19 protein-coding genes are annotated in these 20,867 nt (G+C 70.8%); 10 read left to right on the top strand and 9 right to left on the bottom strand.

Annotated elements, in window-relative coordinates:
- Nucleotides 1-105: 105 nt before the first annotated feature.
- Complete coding sequence (locus tag IH61_RS0109310; protein WP_031067708.1) at nucleotides 106-753, bottom strand: FMN-dependent NADH-azoreductase; 648 nt, start codon at nucleotides 751-753, stop codon at nucleotides 106-108.
- A 106-nt stretch (nucleotides 754-859) separates the two neighbouring features.
- On the opposite strand from IH61_RS0109310, the gene IH61_RS0109315 reads away from it, so the two are divergent.
- On the top strand, nucleotides 860-1,282 hold the full coding sequence (locus IH61_RS0109315; protein WP_078910960.1) for a winged helix-turn-helix transcriptional regulator: 423 nt from the start codon (nucleotides 860-862) through the stop codon (nucleotides 1,280-1,282).
- 67 nt (nucleotides 1,283-1,349) lie between these two features.
- Here the strand turns inward: IH61_RS0109315 and IH61_RS0109320 are convergent, their stop codons facing one another.
- A complete protein-coding gene (locus IH61_RS0109320; RefSeq protein ID WP_078910961.1) occupies nucleotides 1,350-2,108 on the bottom strand; it encodes a polyprenol monophosphomannose synthase in 759 nt (252 codons plus the stop codon).
- Nucleotides 2,109-2,418: 310 nt separating this feature from the next.
- Here IH61_RS0109320 and manA point away from each other — a divergent pair, with 310 nt between their 5' ends.
- Nucleotides 2,419-3,612, top strand: coding sequence for a mannose-6-phosphate isomerase, class I (gene manA, locus IH61_RS0109325; protein WP_031067714.1), 1,194 nt, complete (start codon nucleotides 2,419-2,421; stop codon nucleotides 3,610-3,612).
- A gap of 6 nt (nucleotides 3,613-3,618) precedes the next feature.
- Here manA and dnaB read toward each other — a convergent pair whose 3' ends face one another.
- Entirely contained in the window at nucleotides 3,619-5,250 is a 1,632-nt protein-coding gene (gene dnaB, locus IH61_RS0109330) for a replicative DNA helicase (RefSeq protein ID WP_078910962.1), read from the bottom strand.
- 426 nt (nucleotides 5,251-5,676) lie between these two features.
- Here dnaB and IH61_RS0109335 point away from each other — a divergent pair, with 426 nt between their 5' ends.
- Nucleotides 5,677-7,014 (top strand): MATE family efflux transporter, encoded by a 1,338-nt coding sequence (locus tag IH61_RS0109335; protein WP_031067717.1) that lies wholly within the window; start codon nucleotides 5,677-5,679, stop codon nucleotides 7,012-7,014.
- A 98-nt stretch (nucleotides 7,015-7,112) separates the two neighbouring features.
- Here IH61_RS0109335 and rplI read toward each other — a convergent pair whose 3' ends face one another.
- From rplI to rpsF, 4 genes are all read right to left on the bottom strand, one after another.
- The gene (rplI, locus tag IH61_RS0109340; protein WP_031067719.1) at nucleotides 7,113-7,559 is read right to left on the bottom strand and encodes a 50S ribosomal protein L9; all 447 of its coding nucleotides are present in this window, start codon (nucleotides 7,557-7,559) and stop codon (nucleotides 7,113-7,115) included.
- A 17-nt stretch (nucleotides 7,560-7,576) separates the two neighbouring features.
- Nucleotides 7,577-7,813, bottom strand: coding sequence for a 30S ribosomal protein S18 (rpsR, locus tag IH61_RS0109345; RefSeq protein WP_030059640.1), 237 nt, complete (start codon nucleotides 7,811-7,813; stop codon nucleotides 7,577-7,579).
- Nucleotides 7,814-7,892: 79 nt separating this feature from the next.
- On the bottom strand, nucleotides 7,893-8,507 hold the full coding sequence (locus IH61_RS0109350) for a single-stranded DNA-binding protein (protein WP_031067725.1): 615 nt from the start codon (nucleotides 8,505-8,507) through the stop codon (nucleotides 7,893-7,895).
- A 98-nt stretch (nucleotides 8,508-8,605) separates the two neighbouring features.
- Nucleotides 8,606-8,896 (bottom strand): 30S ribosomal protein S6, encoded by a 291-nt coding sequence (gene rpsF, locus IH61_RS0109355; RefSeq protein WP_030278276.1) that lies wholly within the window; start codon nucleotides 8,894-8,896, stop codon nucleotides 8,606-8,608.
- Between the two features lie 316 nt (nucleotides 8,897-9,212).
- Between rpsF and IH61_RS0109360 the strand changes: the two genes are divergently transcribed.
- The 3 genes from IH61_RS0109360 to IH61_RS0109370 all read left to right on the top strand — a co-directional run bounded on the left by IH61_RS0109360 (nucleotide 9,213) and on the right by IH61_RS0109370 (nucleotide 11,928).
- Nucleotides 9,213-9,512 (top strand): hypothetical protein, encoded by a 300-nt coding sequence (locus IH61_RS0109360; RefSeq protein WP_031067728.1) that lies wholly within the window; start codon nucleotides 9,213-9,215, stop codon nucleotides 9,510-9,512.
- Nucleotides 9,513-9,743: 231 nt separating this feature from the next.
- The gene (locus tag IH61_RS0109365) at nucleotides 9,744-10,862 is read left to right on the top strand and encodes a lipid II:glycine glycyltransferase FemX (RefSeq protein ID WP_031067730.1); all 1,119 of its coding nucleotides are present in this window, start codon (nucleotides 9,744-9,746) and stop codon (nucleotides 10,860-10,862) included.
- 31 nt (nucleotides 10,863-10,893) lie between these two features.
- The gene (locus IH61_RS0109370) at nucleotides 10,894-11,928 is read left to right on the top strand and encodes an alanine racemase (protein ID WP_031067733.1); all 1,035 of its coding nucleotides are present in this window, start codon (nucleotides 10,894-10,896) and stop codon (nucleotides 11,926-11,928) included.
- Between the two features lie 82 nt (nucleotides 11,929-12,010).
- On the opposite strand, the gene IH61_RS0109375 is transcribed toward IH61_RS0109370, so the two are convergent.
- Nucleotides 12,011-13,588 carry a glycosyltransferase family 87 protein gene (locus IH61_RS0109375; protein ID WP_031067734.1) on the bottom strand — a complete coding sequence of 526 codons (1,578 nt, stop codon included), beginning with the start codon at nucleotides 13,586-13,588 and terminating at the stop codon, nucleotides 12,011-12,013.
- A 190-nt stretch (nucleotides 13,589-13,778) separates the two neighbouring features.
- Complete coding sequence (locus IH61_RS0109380; RefSeq protein WP_051836644.1) at nucleotides 13,779-16,244, bottom strand: transglycosylase domain-containing protein; 2,466 nt, start codon at nucleotides 16,242-16,244, stop codon at nucleotides 13,779-13,781.
- Between the two features lie 519 nt (nucleotides 16,245-16,763).
- Here IH61_RS0109380 and IH61_RS0109385 point away from each other — a divergent pair.
- From IH61_RS0109385 to IH61_RS46865, 4 genes are all read left to right on the top strand, one after another.
- Nucleotides 16,764-17,459 (top strand): PadR family transcriptional regulator, encoded by a 696-nt coding sequence (locus IH61_RS0109385; RefSeq protein WP_031067739.1) that lies wholly within the window; start codon nucleotides 16,764-16,766, stop codon nucleotides 17,457-17,459.
- A gap of 126 nt (nucleotides 17,460-17,585) precedes the next feature.
- Complete coding sequence (locus IH61_RS0109390) at nucleotides 17,586-18,668, top strand: inositol-3-phosphate synthase (RefSeq protein ID WP_031067740.1); 1,083 nt, start codon at nucleotides 17,586-17,588, stop codon at nucleotides 18,666-18,668.
- 126 nt (nucleotides 18,669-18,794) lie between these two features.
- Nucleotides 18,795-20,120 (top strand): MFS transporter, encoded by a 1,326-nt coding sequence (locus IH61_RS0109395; protein WP_234327099.1) that lies wholly within the window; start codon nucleotides 18,795-18,797, stop codon nucleotides 20,118-20,120.
- A 110-nt stretch (nucleotides 20,121-20,230) separates the two neighbouring features.
- The gene (locus IH61_RS46865) at nucleotides 20,231-20,857 is read left to right on the top strand and encodes an LppU/SCO3897 family protein (protein ID WP_051836647.1); all 627 of its coding nucleotides are present in this window, start codon (nucleotides 20,231-20,233) and stop codon (nucleotides 20,855-20,857) included.
- Nucleotides 20,858-20,867 lie beyond the last annotated feature (10 nt).

Raw genomic sequence — 20,867 nt, forward strand, 5'->3', positions numbered from 1 at the left:
GGCTGCTCCCTCTGCTCGGCGGTCGGTCGTACTGCGCCCTACAGCATGGGAGCACCGGCGCCCGATTGCGCGGGAGGCGCGCCCGGCGGGGCGCGCGCCTTCACGTCACACCGCGACCGCGGCGCCGATCTCCTTGCCCCGGCGGGCGGCCAGCTCCAGCGCCTCGGCCCTGGACTCGGCGGCGCGCCCGATGAAGTCGGCCATCGCGGGGACGGTCGGCGCCAGCGTGAACTCGGGAACGATGAAGTCCACCTCCAGCCCGAGCATGCCGGTCAGCACCTTCTCCAGGTAGGTGGTGACGAACTCGTACGGCTCACGCGGCGCCCCCGGCGCGTACGAGCCGCCGCGGGAGGCGACCACGGTGACCGGGGTGCCCTTGGCGCTGGGCGTCTCGCCGGCGGTGCGGCCCATCAGGATCACGTGGTCCAGCCACGCCTTGAGGGTCGACGGGACCGTGAAGTTGTACATCGGGGCGCCGATCAGCACCGCGTCGGCGGACTCCAGCTCGGTCATGACCTCCTCGCGCAGCGCGAAGGCGGCCTGCTGCTCGGCGGTGCGGGCCTCGGCCGGGAGGAAGGCGCTGACGACGCCGTGTCCGTCCAGGTGCGGGAGCGGTGCGGCGGCGAGGTCCCGGTAGACGACGGTGCCGCCGGGGTTCGCGGCCAGCCAGGCGGCGCGGTAGGCGGCCGTGACCTCGCGGGAGACGGAGCCGTCGAGGAGGGCGGAGGAGTCGAGGTGCAGGAGCGTGGGCATGACGGTTCTCCATGACGTAAGGAGCTGCGGACTTCTCTGTTGCTGCAACTACGGTAGCAGCTTACTTTTCTGCAGTCACTAGTGACGAGTTCGGTAAGCTGGAGCCATGGCCGAGCACCAGGCAGTGACCGAACCGGAAACCCCCGAGGGCACGGCGGCACCCGGGCCCTGTGGAGCCGCAGAGGGCCACGGGACCTGCTTCGACGTCGAGAACGCCCTCACCCGGGTCTTCTCCCTGCTGGGCAAGCGCTGGACGGGCCTCCTGCTGGGCGTCCTCACCAGCAACGGCCCCGCCTACTTCTCCGAACTGCGCCGAGCGATCCCGGGCATCAGCGAACGGATGCTCTCCGACCGGCTCACCGAACTGGGCGACGCCGGGCTGGTCGTCCGCGAGGTCGACGAGGGCCCGCCGCTGCGCGTCAGCTACCGGCTCACCGAGGGCGGCGCCGCGCTCAAGCCCGCGCTCACCGAACTGGCCGTCTGGGCCAACCAGTACCTGCCCGAGCACGCGCTCAAGGGCCGCTGCTGACGGAAAAACGGGACGAGGGCCCGTCCGCCGGTTCCGGCGGACGGGCCCTCGTCCCGTGAAGTGAAACTCAGCGCTTGGCCCGCAGCCGGGCCACCCGGTCCGCGATGCCCCAGGACGTCACCCGCCAGAGCGCCTCGACGACGATGCTGCGGCTCATCTTGGACGCGCCCAGCTCGCGCTCGACGAAGGTGATCGGCACCTCGGCCACCTTGAAGCCGGCCTTCACCGTGCGCCAGGCCAGGTCGACCTGGAAGCAGTACCCGGCCGAGGCCACCTCGTCCATGCCCAGGCCCAGCAGGGTCTCCTTGCGGAAGGCCCGGTAGCCGCCGGTGACGTCCCGGATCGGCACGCCCAGCATCAGCCGCGAGTAGGTGGAGCCGCCGCGCGAGAGCAGCAGCCGGGACTTCGGCCAGTTCACCACCCGGCCGCCGGGCACCCAGCGCGAGCCCAGCACCAGGTCGGCGCCGCGCAGCGCGGTCAGCAGCCGGTCGAGCTCCTCGGGCTGGTGGGAGCCGTCCGCGTCCATCTCGACGAGCACGTCGTAGCCCTGGTCGATGCCCCAGCGGAAGCCCGCGAGGTAGGCGGCGCCCAGGCCCTCCTTGCCCTTGCGGTGCATGACGTGGACGTTCTCGTCCTCGACGGCCAGCTTGTCGGCCAGCTCGCCCGTCCCGTCCGGGCTGTTGTCGTCGGCGACCAGCACGTGGGCCTCGGGGACGGCTGCGCGCACCCGGCCGACGATTCGCTCGACGTTCTCCGCCTCGTTGTAGGTCGGGATGATCACCAGAACCCTGCCGAGATCAGCAAAACTCCGCTGGTTCACGGTCACGTACAAACCTCTCGGCCGATGGCGGGAAAATTGGCGGAACCGCGGCACCCGCACTCTGGAACGCGGCCCCGCAGCCAGCCCGCCGGCGTCGCCACGGTGGAGAACTGTTGTGCAGGACGGAGACTTCCGCGTCCTGGCATCCTACTACCGCGGCCCCGGGAACCGCCGGTCCGTCCTCGGCACTCCCACCGGACACCCACCGTTTCCCCGTCCGGGACATCGGTCGGCTAGGGTCGATGCCCCTGCCCGTGCCCGGACCGCCCGCGCCGCCGCGGCGAAGGACGTTCAGCGAAGGAGTAGGACCGCGCGCATGGACAGGCTCGTCAACACCGTCCGCCCGTACGCCTGGGGATCGCTCACGGCCCTGCCCGAGCTCCTCGGCCAGGAGCCGACCGGCGAACCGCAGGCCGAACTGTGGATGGGCGCCCACCCCGGCGACCCGTCCCGCGTCGACCGCGGCGAGGGCCCGAGCCGGCTGGACGAGCTGATCGCGGCCGACCCGCAGGGCGAACTGGGCGCGGCGAGCGTCGCGAAGTTCGGCCCGACCCTCCCCTTCCTGTTCAAGGTCCTCGCCGCGGGCATCCCGCTCTCCATCCAGGCCCACCCCACCCTGGCCCAGGCCCGGGCCGGGTTCGCCGCCGAGAACGCCCTCGGCATCCCGCTGGACGCCCCCGAGCGCAACTACCGCGACGACAACCACAAGCCCGAACTGATCTGCGCCCTGGGCGAGTTCGAGGGCCTCTGCGGCTTCCGCCGGCCCGCCGACGCGGCCCGGCTGATGGCCGGCCTCAAGGTGCCCGGGCTCGCCCCGGTGATCGAGCTGCTGGGCGCCGAGGACGAGTCCGAGGCACTGCGCGGCGCCCTGGTCGCCGTGCTGACGATGGACGGCGAGGCAGCCTCGCGGATCGTACGGGAGAGCGTCGAGGCCCTCTGGCGTACCGACCCGGACGGCGAGTACGCGCCCTACGCCCGGATCGCCAAGGACTTCCCCGAGGACCGCGGCGTGATCGTGGGCCTGCTCCTCCACCACTTCCGGCTGCGCGCCGGAGAGGCGCTCTACCTGGGCGCCGGGGTGCCGCACGCCTACCTGTCCGGCGCCTGCGTCGAGCTCCAGGCCAACTCCGACAACGTGCTGCGGGCCGGTCTCACCCCCAAGCACATCGACGTGCCGCAGCTCCTGGACGTCGTGGTCGTCGAGCCCTGCACGCCCGAGATCCTGCACCCCCGCCCGGTCGACACCACCCCCGGCGAGGAGCTCTACCCCGTCCCGATCGACGAGTTCCGCCTCTCCCGCTTCACCCTGGACGGCACCGCGTACGAGATCGACGGCCGCACCCCGCAGATCCTGCTCTGTACCGAGGGCACCGTCGACCTCACCGCCCCCGACGGCACCGCCCTCACCCTGACCCGCGGCGCCTCCGCCTACCTCCCCGCCACCGGTACCCCGACCCGCCTCTCCGCCCCGGCCCCCGCGACCCTCTTCCGCGCGACGGTCACGCTGTAGGAGGGCTCAGTCCCGGGTCATGTCGACGAAGCGGGAGTAGTGGCCCTGGAAGGCGACGGTGATGGTGGCGGTGGGGCCGTTACGGTGCTTGGCGACGATCAGGTCGGCCTCGCCCGCGCGGGGGGACTCCTTCTCGTAGGCGTCCTCGCGGTGCAGCAGGATGACCATGTCGGCGTCCTGCTCGATGGAGCCGGACTCTCGCAGGTCTGACACCATCGGCCGCTTGTCGGTGCGCTGCTCGGGGCCACGGTTCAGCTGGGAGAGTGCGATGACCGGCACCTCCAGCTCCTTGGCCAGCAGCTTGAGGTTACGGGACATGTCCGAGACCTCCTGCTGGCGGTTCTCGGCCCGGCGGGAGCCTCCGGACTGCATCAGCTGGAGGTAGTCGATGACGATCAGCTTGATGTCGTTGCGCTGCTTGAGCCGGCGGCACTTGGCGCGGATCTCCATCATCGACAGGTTCGGGGAGTCGTCGATGAACAGCGGGGCCTCGCTGACGTCCGGCATCCGGCGGGCGACGCGCGTCCAGTCGTCGTCCGTCATGTTGCCGGAGCGCATGTGGTGCAGCGCGACCCGGGCCTCGGCGGAGAGCAGGCGCATCGCGATCTCGTTGCGCCCCATTTCGAGCGAGAAGATCACGCTCGGCAGCTTGTTGTGGATCGAGCAGGCCCGGGCGAAGTCCAGCGCGAGGGTGGACTTACCCATGGCGGGGCGGGCCGCGATGACGATCATCTGGCCGGGGTGGAGGCCGTTGGTGAGCGCGTCGAAGTCGGCGAAGCCGGTCGGCACGCCGGACATCTGGCCCTGGCGGGAGCCGATCGCCTCGATCTCGTCGAGGGCGCCCTCCATGATGTCGGCGAGCGGGGCGTAGTCCTCGTTGGTCCGCTGCTCGGTGACGGCGTAGATCTGCGCCTGGGCGGCGTTGACGATCTCGTCCACGTCGCCCTCGGCCGCGTAGCCCATGCCGGCGATGCGGGTGCCGGCCTCGACCAGGCGGCGCAGGACGGCGCGCTCGTTGACGATCTGGGCGTAGTACTCGGCGTTGGCCGCGGTCGGGACGGAGTTGACCAGGGTGTGCAGGTAGGAGGCCCCGCCGACGCGCTGCAGTTCGCCGCGCTTGGTCAGCTCGCCGGCCACGGTGATCGGGTCGGCCGGCTCGCCCCGGGCGTAGAGGTCGAGGATCGCGCCGTGGATCATCTCGTGCGCGGGCCGGTAGTAGTCGGCGGGCTTGAGCACCTCCACGACGTCGGCGATGGCGTCCTTGGAGAGCAGCATGCCGCCGAGGACGGACTGCTCGGCGGCGAGGTCCTGCGGGGGGACGCGCTCGAAGCCGTCGGCGCCGCCCTGGCCCTCGTCCGCGCCGCCGTCCCGGCGGTCGCCCTTGCCGCCCCGGAAACCGTCCTTCTGGAACCCGTCCTTCTGGAAGCCGCCCTTCTTGAAGCCCTCGCCGCGCCCGCCGCCGCCCTGACCGCCGCCACCGCCCTGGCCACCGCGGTTGCGGGAGACGGGAAGGCGGTCGCCGGGCCCTTCCGGGAAGGGGGCGTCGTCGAAGGCCCCGGCCGGGAACGGGTCCTCGGCGGGCTGCCAGTCCTCCTCCGGCGGCGGGGCGTCGTGGGGGTCGTACTGGGGGCCGGTCACGCGTTTCCCCGATCAGCGAGTGGTGCGAGTCTGGAGCGGAGCCGCTCCTCTTTGTACGCCACGGCAGCGACAAACCGGACGCCGGGGCGGGCGGGAGTGTCGGGTGGAGGGCCCACGCTAAGGCGCCGGGAGCCCTGGCGCCAAGGCGGTTATCCACAGGGGGTGTGGACGAGTGGCCCCGGGCTGTGGAGAAGTGCCGCAAAGCTGTGGACACCCCTGTGGAAGCTCCTGTGGATAAACCGACCATCGCCCCACTGTCAACTCGCTGACCTGCGATTACCTCTTCCCGGGGCTGTGCATGAGAAATTCTTCACACGCTGCCGGACGGCCGCGGGCGCCTCGCCCTCCGCGACCGTCCTCCACATGTTCGAGTAATGCTCGAAAAGCCATAGCAGCCATTACCTGTGGATGAGTACGCTGGTCCCCATGACCGCCGCCCCCACCGAGCCGCGCGCCGGACGCCGTCACGACCGGGAGATCCTCTCCCTGGCCGTGCCCGCCTTCGGCGCCCTCGTCGCCGAGCCCCTCTTCCTGATGGCCGACTCGGCGATCGTCGGCCACCTCGGCACCCCGCAGCTCGCCGGTGTCGGCGTCGCCTCCGCCGCCCTGGCCACCGCGACCGGGGTGTTCGTCTTCCTCGCCTACGCCACCACCGCGGCCGTCGCCCGCCGGATCGGCGCCGGGGACCGGCGGGGCGCCGTCCAGCAGGGCGTCGACGGCCTCTGGCTGGCGCTCGGCCTCGCCGTCCCCGTCGTGCTGCTCACCCTGCTGCTGGCCCCCTGGGTGGCCACCGCGCTGGGCGCCTCGCCCACGGCGGCGCCGTACGCCGTGACGTACCTGCGGATCAGCTCCCTGGGCATCCCCGCGATGCTCCTGGTGCTGGCCGCCACCGGCGTGCTGCGCGGACTCCAGGACACCCGCACCCCGCTGGTGGTGGCCGTGGCGGGCTTCGCGGCCAACCTCGGCCTCAACGCGGGCCTGGTGTACGGCGCCGGGCTCGGGGTGGCCGGCTCCGCCTGGGGGACGGTGCTGGCGCAGACCGGGATGGCGGCCGTCTACCTGGTCGTGGTCGTGCGCGGCGCCCGCCGTGAGCGGGCCTCCCTGCGACCGGACCGGGCCGGTATCCGGGCGAGCGCCAGGGCCGGGGGCCCGCTGCTGGTGCGGACGCTCAGCCTGCGCGCGGTGCTGATGCTCGCCACCGCCGTGGCCGCCCGGCTCGGCGACGACCAGGTGGCCGCGCACCAGGTCACCATGACGCTGTTCAACTTCCTGGCCTTCGCGCTGGACGCCATCGCCATCGCCGGCCAGGCCATCATCGGGCGCTTCCTGGGCGCCGGGGACGTCCCCAGCGCGAAGGGGGCCACCCGGCGGATGGTCGAGTGGGGCGTCGGCTCCGGGCTGCTGCTCGGCCTGCTGGCGGTGCTCGCCCGCCCGCTGTACATCCCGCTGTTCACGCCCGATCCGGCCGTCCAGGCGCAGCTGGGCACCGCCCTGCTGCTGCTCGCCCTCAGCCAGCCGGTGGCCGGACTGGTCTTCGTCCTGGACGGGGTGCTGATGGGCGCCGGGGACGGTCCCTACCTGGCCCGGGCCGCGCTGGCGACGCTGGCGGTGTTCACCCCGGTCGCCCTGGCCGTCCCCGCCAGCGGCACCGGGCTGGCCGGGCTCTGGTGGGCGATGAACCTGTTCATGCTGGTCCGCGCCGGCTTCCTGGTCTGGCGCGCCCGGGGCGGCCGCTGGCTGGTCACCGGCGCGGTCAGAAGCTGAGGAACCACCCCCGGGAACCACCCCCGGGAACGACCCCCGGGAACGACCGAGGGCCGGACTCCCGGAGGAGTCCGGCCCTCAGGCCACTGCTAGGGAATTCAGGCAGCCACGACGGCGACGTCGAGGTTGGCCACGACGTCCGAGTGCAGCTTGACCGAGACCTTGTGGGTGCCCACGGTCTTGATCGGCGAGGCGATCGCGACGGCGCGCTTGTCCACGGACGGACCGCCGGCGGCCTTGATGGCCTCGACGACGTCGGCCTGGGTCACCGAGCCGAACAGACGGCCGGCGTCGCCCGAGCGGACGGCCAGCTTGACCTGGACGCCCTCGAGCTTGCCCTTGACCTCGGTGGCGGCCTCGAGCGTCTGGATGGCGTGGATCTTGCGGGCGCGACGGATCGCGTCGACGTCCTTCTGGCCACCCTTGGTCCAGCGGATGGCGAAGCCACGCGGGACCAGGTAGTTGCGGGCGTAACCGTCCTTGACCTCGACGATCTCGCCGGCCGAGCCCAGGCCCGGCACCTCGTGCGTGAGGATGATCTTCATTACTCGGTCACCCTCTCTTAGCGCGCGGTGCTGGTGTAGGGCAGCAGCGCCATCTCACGGCTGTTCTTCACGGCCGTCGCGACGTCACGCTGGTGCTGGGTGCAGTTGCCGGTGACCCGGCGGGCACGGATCTTTCCGCGGTCGGAGATGTACTTCCGCAGCAGGTTCGTGTCCTTGTAGTCAACGTAGTTGACCTTGTCCTTGCAGAAGACGCAAACCTTCTTCTTCGGCTTGCGAGCAGGCGGCTTCGCCATGGTGTGCTCCATTTGGGGTTCACGGCCCGGTCGGCGCCCGAAGGCGCCGGCGGCCGGGCCGCACGAAATCTGTCAGCTCTTAGAACGGAGGCTCTTCCGAGTAGCCGCCACCGCCGCCGCCGCCGGAGTTTCCACCCCAGCCGCCGCTCTGGTTCCCACCGGACGGGGCGCTGGACGCCCAGGGGTCGTCGGACGGGCCGGACTGGCCGCCGGAGTTTCCACCCCAGCTGCCGCCCTGCTGGCCGCCACCGCCGCCTCCCCAGTTGCCCTGGCCGCCGCCGCTCTGCTGGCCGCCGCCGAAGCCGCCACCGCCGCCGGGACCGCCGGAGCGGTTGGCGCGGGTGACCTTGGCGGTCGCCGAGCGCAGGCTCGGGCCGACCTCGTCGACCTCGACCTCGAAGACCGTCCGCTTCTCGCCTTCCTTGGTCTCGTAAGACCGCTGGCGCAGCCGGCCCTGCACGATGACGCGCATGCCCCGCTGAAGCGACTCGGCCACGTTCTCCGCCGGCTGACGCCAGACGTTGCACGTGAGGAAGAGGCTCTCGCCGTCCTTCCACTCGTTCGTCTGGCGGTCGAAGGTGCGGGGGGTGGACGCGATGCGGAACTTCGCGACCGCCGCACCCGACGGGGTGAAGCGCAGCTCGGGATCGTCGACGAGATTGCCGACGAGGGTGATGACGGTCTCGCCTGCCATGGTGGAGATGACCTCTCGGGAAGTTGTCCGTTCACCGCATGTTTCACGTGAAACAGCGGACGCGAGCTACCCGAGACCCGAAGGGCCTCAGAGGTGGCTCAGTGGGTGTCCGGGCGCAGGACCTTGGTCCGCAGAACCGACTCGCTCAGGCCCAGCTGGCGGTCGAGCTCCTTGACGACCTCAGGCGTGGCCTTGAGGTCGATGACCGAGTAGATGCCCTCGGACTGCTTGTTGATCTCGTAAGCCAGACGGCGGCGACCCCAGGTGTCGACCTTCTCCACCTTGCCGCCGCCGTTGCGGACGACAGCCAGGAAGGACTCGATCAGGGGGGAGACAGCGCGCTCCTCGACCGAGGGGTCGAGGATGACCATCAGCTCGTAGTGACGCATGAGTAACCCACCTCCTTTGGACTCAGCGGCCACGGTCTCTCCGTGGCAGGAGGGTTGTGCGTAGCGTCGGCACCGGTGCGGTGACGACACCGGCTCACCGTAGCGGCCGGGTCCGACAGTCGGGCCCCGCTCACCCGAAAGGGTTCGACCCTCACGAGGGCACAAGGGGGCACAACTACACCAGTGCAGACGGCACAGCCTACCTGCACCCGGACGGCCGAACAAAACGCACAGGGGTTGTGGGAGAGGCACAACCGCCGCAATCTGGACGAACGGGATTCCTGCCCGTTCGTCTCCACGCCTGGAGGTGGGACTCATGGCCCAGTCCGTCCACCGCATGCCCGCGCTCACGCTGAACACCGACGGCCACCCGCACCCCCGCGAGAACACCCTGGTGGCGCTCACCGCCGTGCTGGGCGTGATCTCCTTCACCACCTCGTTCTTCTACAACCTGCACCTGCTGACCTCGTGGACCGGCCTGGCCGGGATCGTCACCGGTCTGTGGGGCATGTTCGTCTCGGTCACCACCGCCGAGCGCTTCGTCCTGATGATCACGCTGGGCGCCTCCGCGGTCGGCTTCTACCTCGGCATCGCCCGCGGCGGCCTCTGGGGCTGACCGGGAGGGCCGACCGACAGGGTCCGACCGGGGCGGGGTCCGACCGGCCCCCGTCGAGCCCGTCCGGCCCGTCCAGGAACCCTCGGCGCCCCCGTGGCGTATCTGCAAGCAGACAGGTACGCAACGGGGGCGCCGTCCTGCCCGCAGCCGCGGGCCCTCGGGCCCCGGACGATAGGGTCAGCCCGAGAACCTGGGGCCACCGCAGCCCGACCGACGAGGAGCACCGAGCAAATGAGCCTGCGCCTGAGGACGATCACCCGCGAGGAGCACCTCGCCTTCATCAGGAGCCGCGCCTCGGCCAGCCACATGCAGGTCCCGGCCTGGGGTGACGTGAAGGCCGAGTGGCGCTCGGAGTCGATCGGCTGGTTCGACGAGGCCGACCAGCTCATCGGCGCCGGCCTGGTGCTCTACCGCCAGCTGCCCAAGGTCAAGCGCTACCTCGCCTACCTGCCCGAGGGCCCGGTCATCGACTGGTTCGACCGCGACCTCGAACGCTGGCTCTCCCCGATGCTGGCGCACCTCAAGTCGCAGGGCGCGTTCTCGGTGAAGATGGGCCCGCCGGTGGTCATCCGCCGCTGGAACGCCCCCACCATCAAGGAGGCCATCGCCGGCAAGCAGGCCAAGCGCCTGCGCGACATCGAGGCCGACTGGTACGAGCCGCGCGCCTTCGAGGTGGCCGACCGGCTGCGCAAGGCGGGCTGGCTGCAGGGCGAGGACGGCGGCGCCGGCTTCGGTGACGTCCAGCCGCGCTACGTGTACCAGGTGCCGCTGGCCAACCGCTCGCTGGACGACATCCAGAAGGGCTTCAACCAGCTCTGGCGCCGCAACATCAAGAAGGCCGAGAAGAGCGGCGTCGAGGTCGTCCAGGGCGGCTACGACGAGCTGCCGATCTTCCACCAGCTCTACCTGGTCACCGCCGAGCGCGACAAGTTCACCCCGCGCCCGCTGGCCTACTTCCAGCGGATGTGGAAGGCCCTCAACTCCGAGGACCCGAACCGCATGCGGCTCTACATCGCCTACCACGAGGGCGAGCCGCTGGCCTCGACCACGATGCTGGTCGTCGGCGAGCACGTCTGGTACTCCTACGGCGCCTCCGCCAACCACAAGCGCGAGGTCAAGCCGTCCAACGCGATCCAGTGGCGGATGATGCGCGACGCGTACGCCCTGGGCGGCGGCGTGTACGACCTGCGCGGCATCAGTGACACCCTGGACGAGAACGACCACCTGTTCGGCCTGATCCAGTTCAAGGTCGGCACCGGCGGCCAGGCGGCCGAGTACCTCGGCGAGTGGGACTTCCCGCTGAACAAGCTGCTGCACAAGGCGCTCGACCTCTACATGTCCCGCCGCTGATCCACCGTCCGCCGCTGAGGAGGCTTATCCGATGACGCTGTCGCTCTACCTCGAGACCGACCGCTGGCGCGCCCACCAGCGCTCCGTCCTCGCCGAGTTCCCCGGCCTGGTGCCCGTCGCCAAGGGGAACGGCTACGGCCTGGGCAACCACCGGCTGGCCGAGGAGGCGACGCTGCTCGGCACCGGGGTGCTGGCCGTCGGCACCGCGTACGAGGCCGCCGACGCGGCCGAGTGGTACGGCGGCGAGCTGCTGGTGCTCACCCCGTACCGGGTCGGCGAGGAGGTGCTGCCGCTGCCGCACGCCCGGGTGATCCGGACGGTCGCGAGCGTGGACGCGCTGCGCGCGCTGCACGGTGCCCGGGTGGTGATGGAGTGCATGACCACCATGCGCCGGCACGGTGTGAGCGCGGACGACCTGCGCACCGTCGCCGCCGAGTTGGAGGGCGTCTCCTTCGAGGGCCTGGCGCTGCACCTGCCGATGGACCGGCCGGACGGCTCCAGCCCCGTCGAGGAGGTCGCGTACTGGGTGGACACCGCCGGGGCGGCCGGCATCCCGGTGCACACCGTCTTCGTCAGCCACCTCGGCGCGGCCGGCATGGAGCAGCTGGCCCAGCGCTACCCGGGCACCGTCTTCCGCGCCCGGATCGGCACCCGGCTCTGGCTGGGCGACCACGGCGCGCTGGAGGTCCGGGCGACGGTGCTGGACGTCACCCGGGTGAAGAAGGGCGACCGCTACGGCTACCGCCAGCACCCGGCGCCCTCCGACGGCCACATCCTGGTGGTCGCCGGCGGCACCGCGCACGGCATCGGCCTGGAGGCGCCCAAGTACGTGCAGAGCATGGGCGCTCGGGCCAAGGGCATCGCCCGGGCGGGCCTGGCGACCGTCAACAAGACCAAGTCGCCGTTCCACTGGGCCGGCAAGCAGCTGTGGTTCGCCGAGCCGCCGCACATGCAGGTCTCGCTGCTGTTCCTGGACGGCGAGACCGAGCCCCCCGGGATCGGCGAGGAGCTCGGCCTCCAGGTGCGGCACACCACCACGCACTTCGACCGCGTGGTGGACCGCTGATCAGCCCTGAGGGCGCTCGGCTCGCCTCCGGGCCGCTCCGACCCGGTGCCGACGGTCGGCGCGGCCCTTCGGCTCGCTCGCGCTAGCTCTTCCCGGCCGGCTCCGGTGGCTGTGGCTGCTCGTACAGCCACCCTTCGGGGCCGGCCGGCGCGTACGCGGCGTAGCTCTCCTGCTCGCGCAGGTACCGGGCGGTGCCGATGACGAAGGCGTCCGGGGCGCGGTCGAGCACTCCGCCGGAGGGGTCGTCACTGCCGTCCCAGCGGACGGGGTCGCGGTCCGGGTAGAGGGCGTCGCGCACCACCACGACGACCAGGTAGAGCGTGCCCAGCACGTGCAGCACGAGCGCGAAGTTGTACCAGGGCTCGCCGATGCCGTGCTGCTTGGGCCCGGTGACGAAGCCCAGGTGGGACCAGATGCCCAGGGTGTAGAGCACCTCGCACGCCTGCCAGATCAGGATGTCCCGCCAGCGCGGCCGGGCCAGCACCGCGAGCGGCAGCAGCCAGAGCGAGTACTGCGGCGAGTAGACCTTGTTGGTCAGCACGAACAACGCGACCACCAGGAAGGCCAGTTGCGCGAAGCGCGGCCGCCGGGGCGCCGAGAGGCCCAGCCACGCTATGGCCGCGCAGCCCAGCACCATCAGCACCGCGATGTAGACGTCGAGGTCGGCCAGGGCTTCGCCGCGCCAGCGCATCAGCAGCAGCCAGATCGAGCCGTAGTCCTCGCCGCGGTGCTTGCTGAACACGTAGAAGGTGGACCAGCCCTGCCAGTTGGCGATCATGACGGGGATGTCGACCAGCAGCCAGGCGCCCACCGCTCCGCCCAGCATCGCCCGGAACTCGCGCCACTTCCCGGCCCGCCAGCACAGCACCAGCAGCGGGCCGATCAGGAGCAGCGGGTAGAGCTTGGCGGCGGTGGCCAGGCCGATGAAGACGCCCGCCCAGCCGGGCCGGGAGCCGGCCCACCAGGCCATGCCCACCGCGGCCAGGGCGACGGCGAGGAGGTCCCAGTTGACGGTGCCGTTGAGCAGCAGGACGGGAGCGAGCGCGAACATCATCGCGTCCCAGGGGCGCCGGCGGTGGGTGCGCGAGAGCGCCACCACGGCGATCACCGCGCAGGCCATCAGCATCCCGGCGTTGATCGCCCAGAACCACTGCTCCTGGCTCTGCTGGTCCCCGCCGGGGGTCAGCCAGGCCGCGACCTGCATGAACAGGCCCGTCAGCACCGGGTATTCGAGGTACTGGAGGTCCCCCGAGCTGCCGGGGATGCGGTCCAGGTACGGGTGCAGCCCGGCCGCGAAGCCGCGCCCGGAGTACAGGTGCGGGATGTCGCTGTAGCAGGCGTGGATGTACTGCGGCGAGCCCGGCTGGAACCACGCCTGCTCGTAGCAGGGCAGCTTCTGGGCCATGCCGAGTGCCGAGATCACGATGACCACGAGCGCCAGGAAACGGGCCGGCACCCACCAGGAGACGCCGAGCAGCGCGCGGCGGCCGGGCGGGCCGCCGAAGACCTCGCTGCCGGCCGCCGCCACCGGGTCCTCGTCTGCCGGGACGACCACGGTGTTCGCCGGCGGCGCGGCCGTGGCGACGGCTGCCGGAGCGGCCGGGGCGGCGGTGCCGGGCCCGGGCGGGGCGGCGGTTTCGTCACGATCGCTCGACGTCATGCCGCACATCCTGCCGCACCTGCCCGTCCTGGACGAGGATGCCCCCGCAAACCGGTCCGGCGGTCGCACCGGAACAGGAGCGGAACAGGAGCGGACCGGGAGCGGAACCGGAGCGGGACGAGAACGGGACGAGAACGGCGGTGGCGGCCCTCCGAGGAGGACCGCCACCGCCGTCGTGGTTTCCGGTTCGCTACTGCGGGGCGGCCTGGCCCCCGCCGCCGGGAGTGGGCGTCGTGCCGCCGGTGGGCTTGCCTCCGCCGGTACCGCCGCCGTTGCCCGCGCCGCCGTTCGGCGGCCCCGAGGTGGGCTGCGTCGGGCAGAACAGGGGAAGGCAGGGGGTGGTCGGGCTCGGGCCCGGGTGGTGGGTGTTGGACGACGGCGACGGCTGCCCCGGGCAGTCCACGCCGGGCACGCAGGCGCCCGGGGTGGTCTGGCCCGGCTGCGGCTGGTTCGGCTGCGGCTGGTTCGGCTGCTGCGGCGGGGCGGTCGGCGCCTCGGTGCCCGGGGTGGTCGGCATGTTGGTGGACGGCGCGCCCGAGGAGTCGACCTCGGTGCCGACCGGGGTCGGCGTCGGGAAGTCGACGGCCTTCTCGTTGGCGAGCGCGGCCTTCATGTACCGGGTGAAGATGTCGGTCGGGAGGGCACCACCGTGGATGGACTCCTGGCCGGCGGTGCCGTTGAGCGATTCCCGCTGGTGCTTGCTCGGGTCCTCGCGCCACATCGCGACGCTGGTCGCCAGCTGCGGGGTGTAGCCCACCCACCAGGCGGAGCGGTTCTTGTCGGTGGTACCGGTCTTGCCGGCCACCGGGCGGCCCAGGGCGTTGGTGGCCTTACCGGTACCGTTCTTCGCCACGTTCACCAGCACGTCGGTGACGTTGTCGGCGACGGCCGGCTCCAGGGCGACCTTGGTGTCCTTCTTGCCGAAGCCCGTGCGCTCCTTGCCGTCCACCTCGACCTTGGTGACGGAGTAGGGCTCGGCCACCTTGCCGCTGGCCGCGAAGGTGGCGTAGGCGTTGGCCATCCGGATCGGGCTGACGGTGGAGGTGCCGATCGGGAAGGTCGCGGTGTTGGTGCCCGCGAGCCCCTCCTTCTTGAGGCCCATCTGCATCGCGATGTCGGCCACGTTGTCGTTGCCGACGTCCTGCCCGAGCTGGACGAAGGGCACGTTGTACGAGTACTGCATGGCCTGGCGCAGCGAGACGTAGCCGCGCTTGCCGGTGTCCTCGTTCTTCTGCTTGTAGGGCTTACCGTCGTCGCCGATCACCGGTGAGCCGTCCACCTTGCGGATCACGGACATGTCGTCGGAGAGGTAGCGGCTGTCGGCGTTGATCCGCTTGGGCTTGCCGCTGTCGTCCTTCGAGGTGAGCACGCCCATCTGCATCGCGGTGGCCAGCACGAAGGGCTTGAAGGTCGAGCCGACCTGCACCCCGGTGACCTCGGCGTTGTTGTCGAAGTGCCCGTTCTCCACGCCGTCGCCGCCGTAGATCGCGACCAGCGCCCCGTCGTTGGGCTTCACGCTCGCCGCGGCGAACTGGACGAAGGTGTCGTTGTCGGGGCGCTTGACCGGGTCGAGGTTCGCGGCCTTGACGTCGTCGACGGACTTCTTGAGGGCCTCGACCTTGTCCTTCTCGAAGGTCGTGTAGATCTTCAGGCCGCCCTTGTCGATCACCTGCTGGGTGATGGTCTTGTCGGTGGCCGTCACATAGCGGTTGGCGGTGTCGACCAGATAGCTGATCTGGCCGTTCATCTTGGAGCTGGCCTTCTGCGGTATCGGCATCGGGTAGGCGGTGCACTTGGCCCGCTCCTCCGGACTGATGGCCTTGATCTTCACCATCTGCTCGAGGATCCAGCCCCACCGCCCCTCGGCCCGCTCCTTGTTGTTCGGGTTGGTGGGGTCGTAGTACGTCGCGCCCTTGAGCAGGCTGGCCAGCATCGCGCTCTGGCAGACGTTGAGGTCCTTGGCGTCGATGCCGTAGTACGCCTGGGCCGCCGCCTGGGCGCCGTTGGCGCCGCGGCCGAACCAGCTGGTGTTCAGGTAGCCCTTGAGGATCTCGTTCTTCTCGAGCTTCTGGTTGATCTTCAGGGTGATGAAGAACTCCCTGACCTTGCGGTCCAGGGTCTGCTCCTGGCTCAGGTAGGCGTTCTTCACGTACTGCTGGGTGATCGTCGAGGCGCCCTGGGTCTCGCCGCCCTTCGCCATGTTGTAGACGGCGCGGAGCATGCCCTTGGGGTCGATGCCGCTGTCGCTGCGGAAGTCCTGGTTCTCCGCGGCGATGACGGCGTTCTGCAGGTTGGGGCTGATGTCCTTGAGCTCGACGATCTGACGGTTCGCCTCGCCCTTGCGGGTCATCTCGGTGTTGTCGGCCCAGTAGTAGATGGTGTTCTGGCGGTTGACCAGGGCGTTCATGTCGGGGATCTGGGTGGTCTGGTACAGGTAGAACACCAGGCCGACGAAGCAGCCGAAGACCAGCAGGAAGCCGCTGAGCCACTGCTTCCAGGAGGGCAGCCAGCGCCGCACGCCGGTCTTGCCGAACCGCGGGTAGTCGATGAAGCGCTTCTTGCCCGGCCCGGCGGCAGCGGCGGCGGTCGCGGCGGCGGCGCCCTTCTTGCCCCGGCCGCCCTTGGCGGCGGCCTTGCGCATCTCGGCCCGTGTCATCCGCGGCTGCTGAGCGGTCTCCCGGACGCCCTGTGCGCGTGAGCGGCCGAGGCCCTCCGAACGCAGCTCGTCCTGTCCCGGTCCACCCCGACGACCTGCGCCGTTCCCCGGGGGCTTCGGCCCGTCACCGCCCGGATTGGGCGTCTTTCGGCGCCGTTCGCTCATGTTGCAGCCACTCCTCGCCAGGCGGTTCAAGCCTGAAGGCAGGGTTCACGTCCGAATGCCCGCAAACCGCCCTAACCCCGGAGGTGGTCCTCGTGCACACGCGACAGCGTACGCAGCCTGGAAATACAACTAATCGGGCATCAACCACTATTAGCCGCAAAGAGGCTTCAGATCATTACACGCCCGTTGCCAACCCCACCCGCGCGTCGGCTTGTGATCACATTCACGCGTGCCCCCCTTGCCGGTTTCGGAGGGCAGGCTTACTGTTCTCGATATATCGAGCCGATACATCGAAACGGCATACTGTTCCGGTGCTCGGCCGAACCAGGGTCGAGAGGGAGGAGGACGACACCCGTGGGCCGACGCTCAGGAGTGCTGGAGTTCGCCGTCCTCGGCCTGCTCCACGACGCACCGATGCACGGGTACGAGCTGCGCAAGCGGCTCAACATCCTGCTCGGTACGTTCCGCGCACTCTCCTACGGAACGCTCTACCCCTGCCTGAAGAGCCTGGTCGCCCAGGGTTTCCTCGTCGAGGACAACCCGGACGTCGAGTACGTCCCGGCCACCGCGCTCAACGGCAAGCGGTCGAAGATCGTCTACCGGCTCTCCGCCGAGGGCAAGCAGCGCTTCGAGGAGCTGCTCGCCGACTCAGGCCCCGACGCCTGGGAGGACGAGCACTTCGGCGTCCACTTCGCCTTCTTCGGGCAGACCGACCGGGCCGTGCGCATGCGCGTCCTGGAAGGCCGCCGCAGTCGGCTGGAGGAGCGCCTGGAGCGGATGCGCAACTCGCTGGCCCGCGCCCGCGAGCGGTTCGACGACTACACCGTCGAGCTGCAGCGGCACGGACTCGAGTCGGTGGAGCGCGAGGTCCGCTGGCTCAACGAACTGATCGAGACCGAGCGGGCCAACCGCACCGGCCGGCCCGATCCCGCCAACGGCACCACCGCCGTACACCCCAGGACTTCGGACGGCCGTGGCCAGGAGGGCGGGTCCCAGGACCCGCCCGGGCCACCGTACGACCGCCCGGGGCGCTCCGACCAGGAGCGCTGACACCGCGCCAGCCCCGTGCCGCGCGGCAGGAGTGGGCGCCTCGCGCCCGTACAAAGCAGTCATCGAAGAAGCAGGACGAGTTCCGCCCACCCGGCGGTCCTCATGAGATCAGAGGGAGCAACCGGAATGGGTTCGGTTCGCGTAGCCATCGTGGGCGTCGGCAACTGCGCCGCGTCGCTGGTGCAGGGTGTCGAGTTCTACAAGGACGCCGACCCGGCCGGCAAGGTCCCCGGCCTGATGCACGTCCAGTTCGGTGACTACCACGTCGGTGACGTGGAGTTCGTCGCCGCCTTCGACGTGGACGCCAAGAAGGTCGGCTTCGACCTGGCGGACGCCATCGGCAACAGCGAGAACAACACCATCAAGATCTGCGACGTGCCGCCGACCGGCGTCACCGTGCAGCGTGGCCACACCCTCGACGGTCTGGGCAAGTACTACCGCCAGACCATCGAGGAGTCGGACGAGACCCCGGTCGACGTCGTCCGGATCCTCAAGGACAAGCAGGTCGACGTCCTCGTCTGCTACCTGCCCGTCGGCTCCGAGGACGCGGCCAAGTTCTACGCCCAGTGCGCCATCGACGCCAAGGTCGCCTTCGTGAACGCCCTGCCGGTGTTCATCGCGGGCACCAAGGAGTGGGCGGACAAGTTCACCGAGGCCGGCGTGCCGATCGTCGGTGACGACATCAAGTCCCAGGTCGGCGCCACCATCACGCACCGCGTGATGGCCAAGCTGTTCGAGGACCGCGGTGTCATCCTCGAGCGCACCATGCAGCTGAACGTCGGCGGCAACATGGACTTCAAGAACATGCTCGAGCGCGAGCGCCTGGAGTCCAAGAAGATCTCCAAGACGCAGGCCGTCACCTCGCAGATCCGCGACCGCGAGCTGGGCGAGAAGAACGTCCACATCGGTCCCTCGGACTACGTGGCCTGGCTGGACGACCGCAAGTGGGCCTACGTCCGCCTCGAGGGCCGCGCGTTCGGCAACGTCCCGCTGAACCTGGAGTACAAGCTCGAGGTCTGGGACTCCCCGAACTCCGCCGGTGTCATCATCGACGCCGTGCGCGCCGCGAAGATCGCCATGGACCGCGGCATCGGCGGCCCGATCCTGTCGGCCTCCTCGTACTTCATGAAGTCCCCGCCGGTCCAGTACTTCGACGACGAGGCCAAGGAGAACGTCGAGAAGTTCATCCGCGGCGAGGTCGAGCGCTGAACTGAAGCGGGCTGACCGCTCCTGGCTCCACCGAAGGGCCCACGACCACCGGTTCGTGGGCCCTTCACCTTTTCCCGGCCGATGTTTCACGTGAAACACCGGCGGGTTCCATGGCACCCTGGGCGGGTGGCGATCACCGAGAACGGCAGCACCCACCAGTCCGCGCACCGCGCCACCCTCCTGGACCTGCTCCGGGGCCGTGACTTCCGGATGCTGCTGACCGCCCGGGTGCTCTCCCAGCTCTCGGACGGCGTCTTCCAGGTCTCGCTCGCCGCCTACGTGGTCTTCTCCCCCGAGAAGCAGTCCTCCCCCACCGACATCGCCACCGTGCTCGCCGGGATGCTGCTGCCGTTCTCGGTGATCGGCCCGTTCGCCGGGGTGCTGCTCGACCGCTGGCGCCGCCGCCAGGTCCTGTACTTCGGCAACCTGGCCCGCTTCGGGCTGGGCCTGGCCACCGGCGCGCTGCTCCTGGCCGAGGCGCCGCACTGGATGTTCATCGCCTCCGCCCTGCTGGTCACCGCGCTCAACCGGTTCATCCTGGCCGGCCTCTCCGCCGCCCTGCCCCGGGTGGTGGTGCAGGACCACCTGGTCACCGCCAACGCGCTCTCCCCCACCCTCGGTTCGGTCGCCGCCGCCACGGGCGGAGCCGTCGGCTTCCTGCTGCACCAGGTGATGAACCCCGGCCCGAAGGCGGACGCCGCCCTGGTCACGGTCGCCTCGCTGCTCTACCTGTCGGCCGCGCTGACCGCCCGCCGGATGGACCGCGACCTCCTCGGGCCCGAGCCCCGCGACGACCACCCGAAGCTCGGTCAGGCGCTGGTGCGCGCCGCCGTGGAACTCCGCGCGGCCCTGCGCCACCTCGTCCGGGACTGCCGGCCCGCCGTGCACGCGCTGGCCGCCGTCACCGCGGCCCGGTTCTGCTACGGCGTGCTGATCGTGGTCGTGGTGACGCTCGCCCGCTACACCTTCAACGACCCGGCCAAGCCCGCGGACGGCCTGGTCACCCTCGGCCAGGCGGTCGCCTTCTCCGCCGCCGGCTTCTTCGTCGCCGCCCTGGTCAGCCCCTGGTGCACCCGGAGGATGGGCCTGGCCGGGTGGATGACGACCTGCCTGGTCGCCCCGGTGGTCTTCGTCCCCGCGCTCGGCCTGAGCTTCAGCCTGGTGCCCTGCCTGATCGCCGCACTGCTGCTCGGGGTGGTCACCCAGGGCACCAAGATCTGCGCCGACACCCTGGTTCAGGAGTCGGTCGAGGACGAGTACCGCGGCCGCGTGTTCGCCATCTACGACGTGCTGTTCAACGTGGCCTTCGTGGCCGCCGCCCTGGTCACCGCGCTGGTGCTGCCGCTGTCCGGCCGCTCGGCGGCGGTGGTCGTCGCGGTGGCGGGGGTGTACGCGCTCACCGCCGCGCTCTACCTGCTCGCCGCGCGCCGGAGCGCCCCGCTCCCCCACTGACCTGCCCCGCCCGCCTCCCCCGGGGCCTCTCGACGGATTGCGTCGGAACGACTCGCTAAGGTACGTCAGACCTGTCGCAGCGCCAGTACTCGGTTTCGGGGGACGAACTGATGAGCACACCGCCCGGCCCGTACGGGCCTCCGCCCGCCGGGTACGCCCCGCCGCCGCCCGGGCCCCAGCCCGGCCCGCCGGGTTTCGGGCCCCCGCCGCCCGCCTACGGCCAACCCGCGCCCGGGTACGGACCACCGCCGCAGCCCGCGTACGGCCACCCCCCGTACGGGCAGCAGCCTCCGTACGGGCAGCAGCCCCCGCCGCCCCAGCCGCCGTACGGGCAGCAGCAGCCGTACGGCTACGCGCCGGTGGGCGCACCGCCGGCCCGGCCCGCCAGGCGTGGCCGCGGCAAGCTGCGGATCCTCGGCGCGATCGGCGCCTGCGGCGCCCTCGCGGTCGGCTACTTCGTGGCCGGCCCGAGCGTGAGCAGCGCCAAGCCCGGCGACTGCGTCCGGATCAGCGGCTCCCGATCGATCGAGATCGTCAAGTGCAGTGATTCGAAGGCGAATCGGCGCGTACTGTCGAAGTTCGAGAACACCGGAGACGTCGGCAAGTGCCGACCCGATCCACGGTCCACCGACGCCTACTCCGGCAAGAGTGGCCGCCGCTGGAACAAGAAGCGGTACGTGCTCTGCCTCGGCCCGCTCACACCCGCCGTCGGCACGCCGCCGGTCAAGAAGACCTGAGTTTTCCGAA

This window comes from Streptomyces sp. NRRL WC-3742 (assembly GCF_000720635.1).
Taxonomy (GTDB): domain Bacteria; phylum Actinomycetota; class Actinomycetes; order Streptomycetales; family Streptomycetaceae; genus Kitasatospora.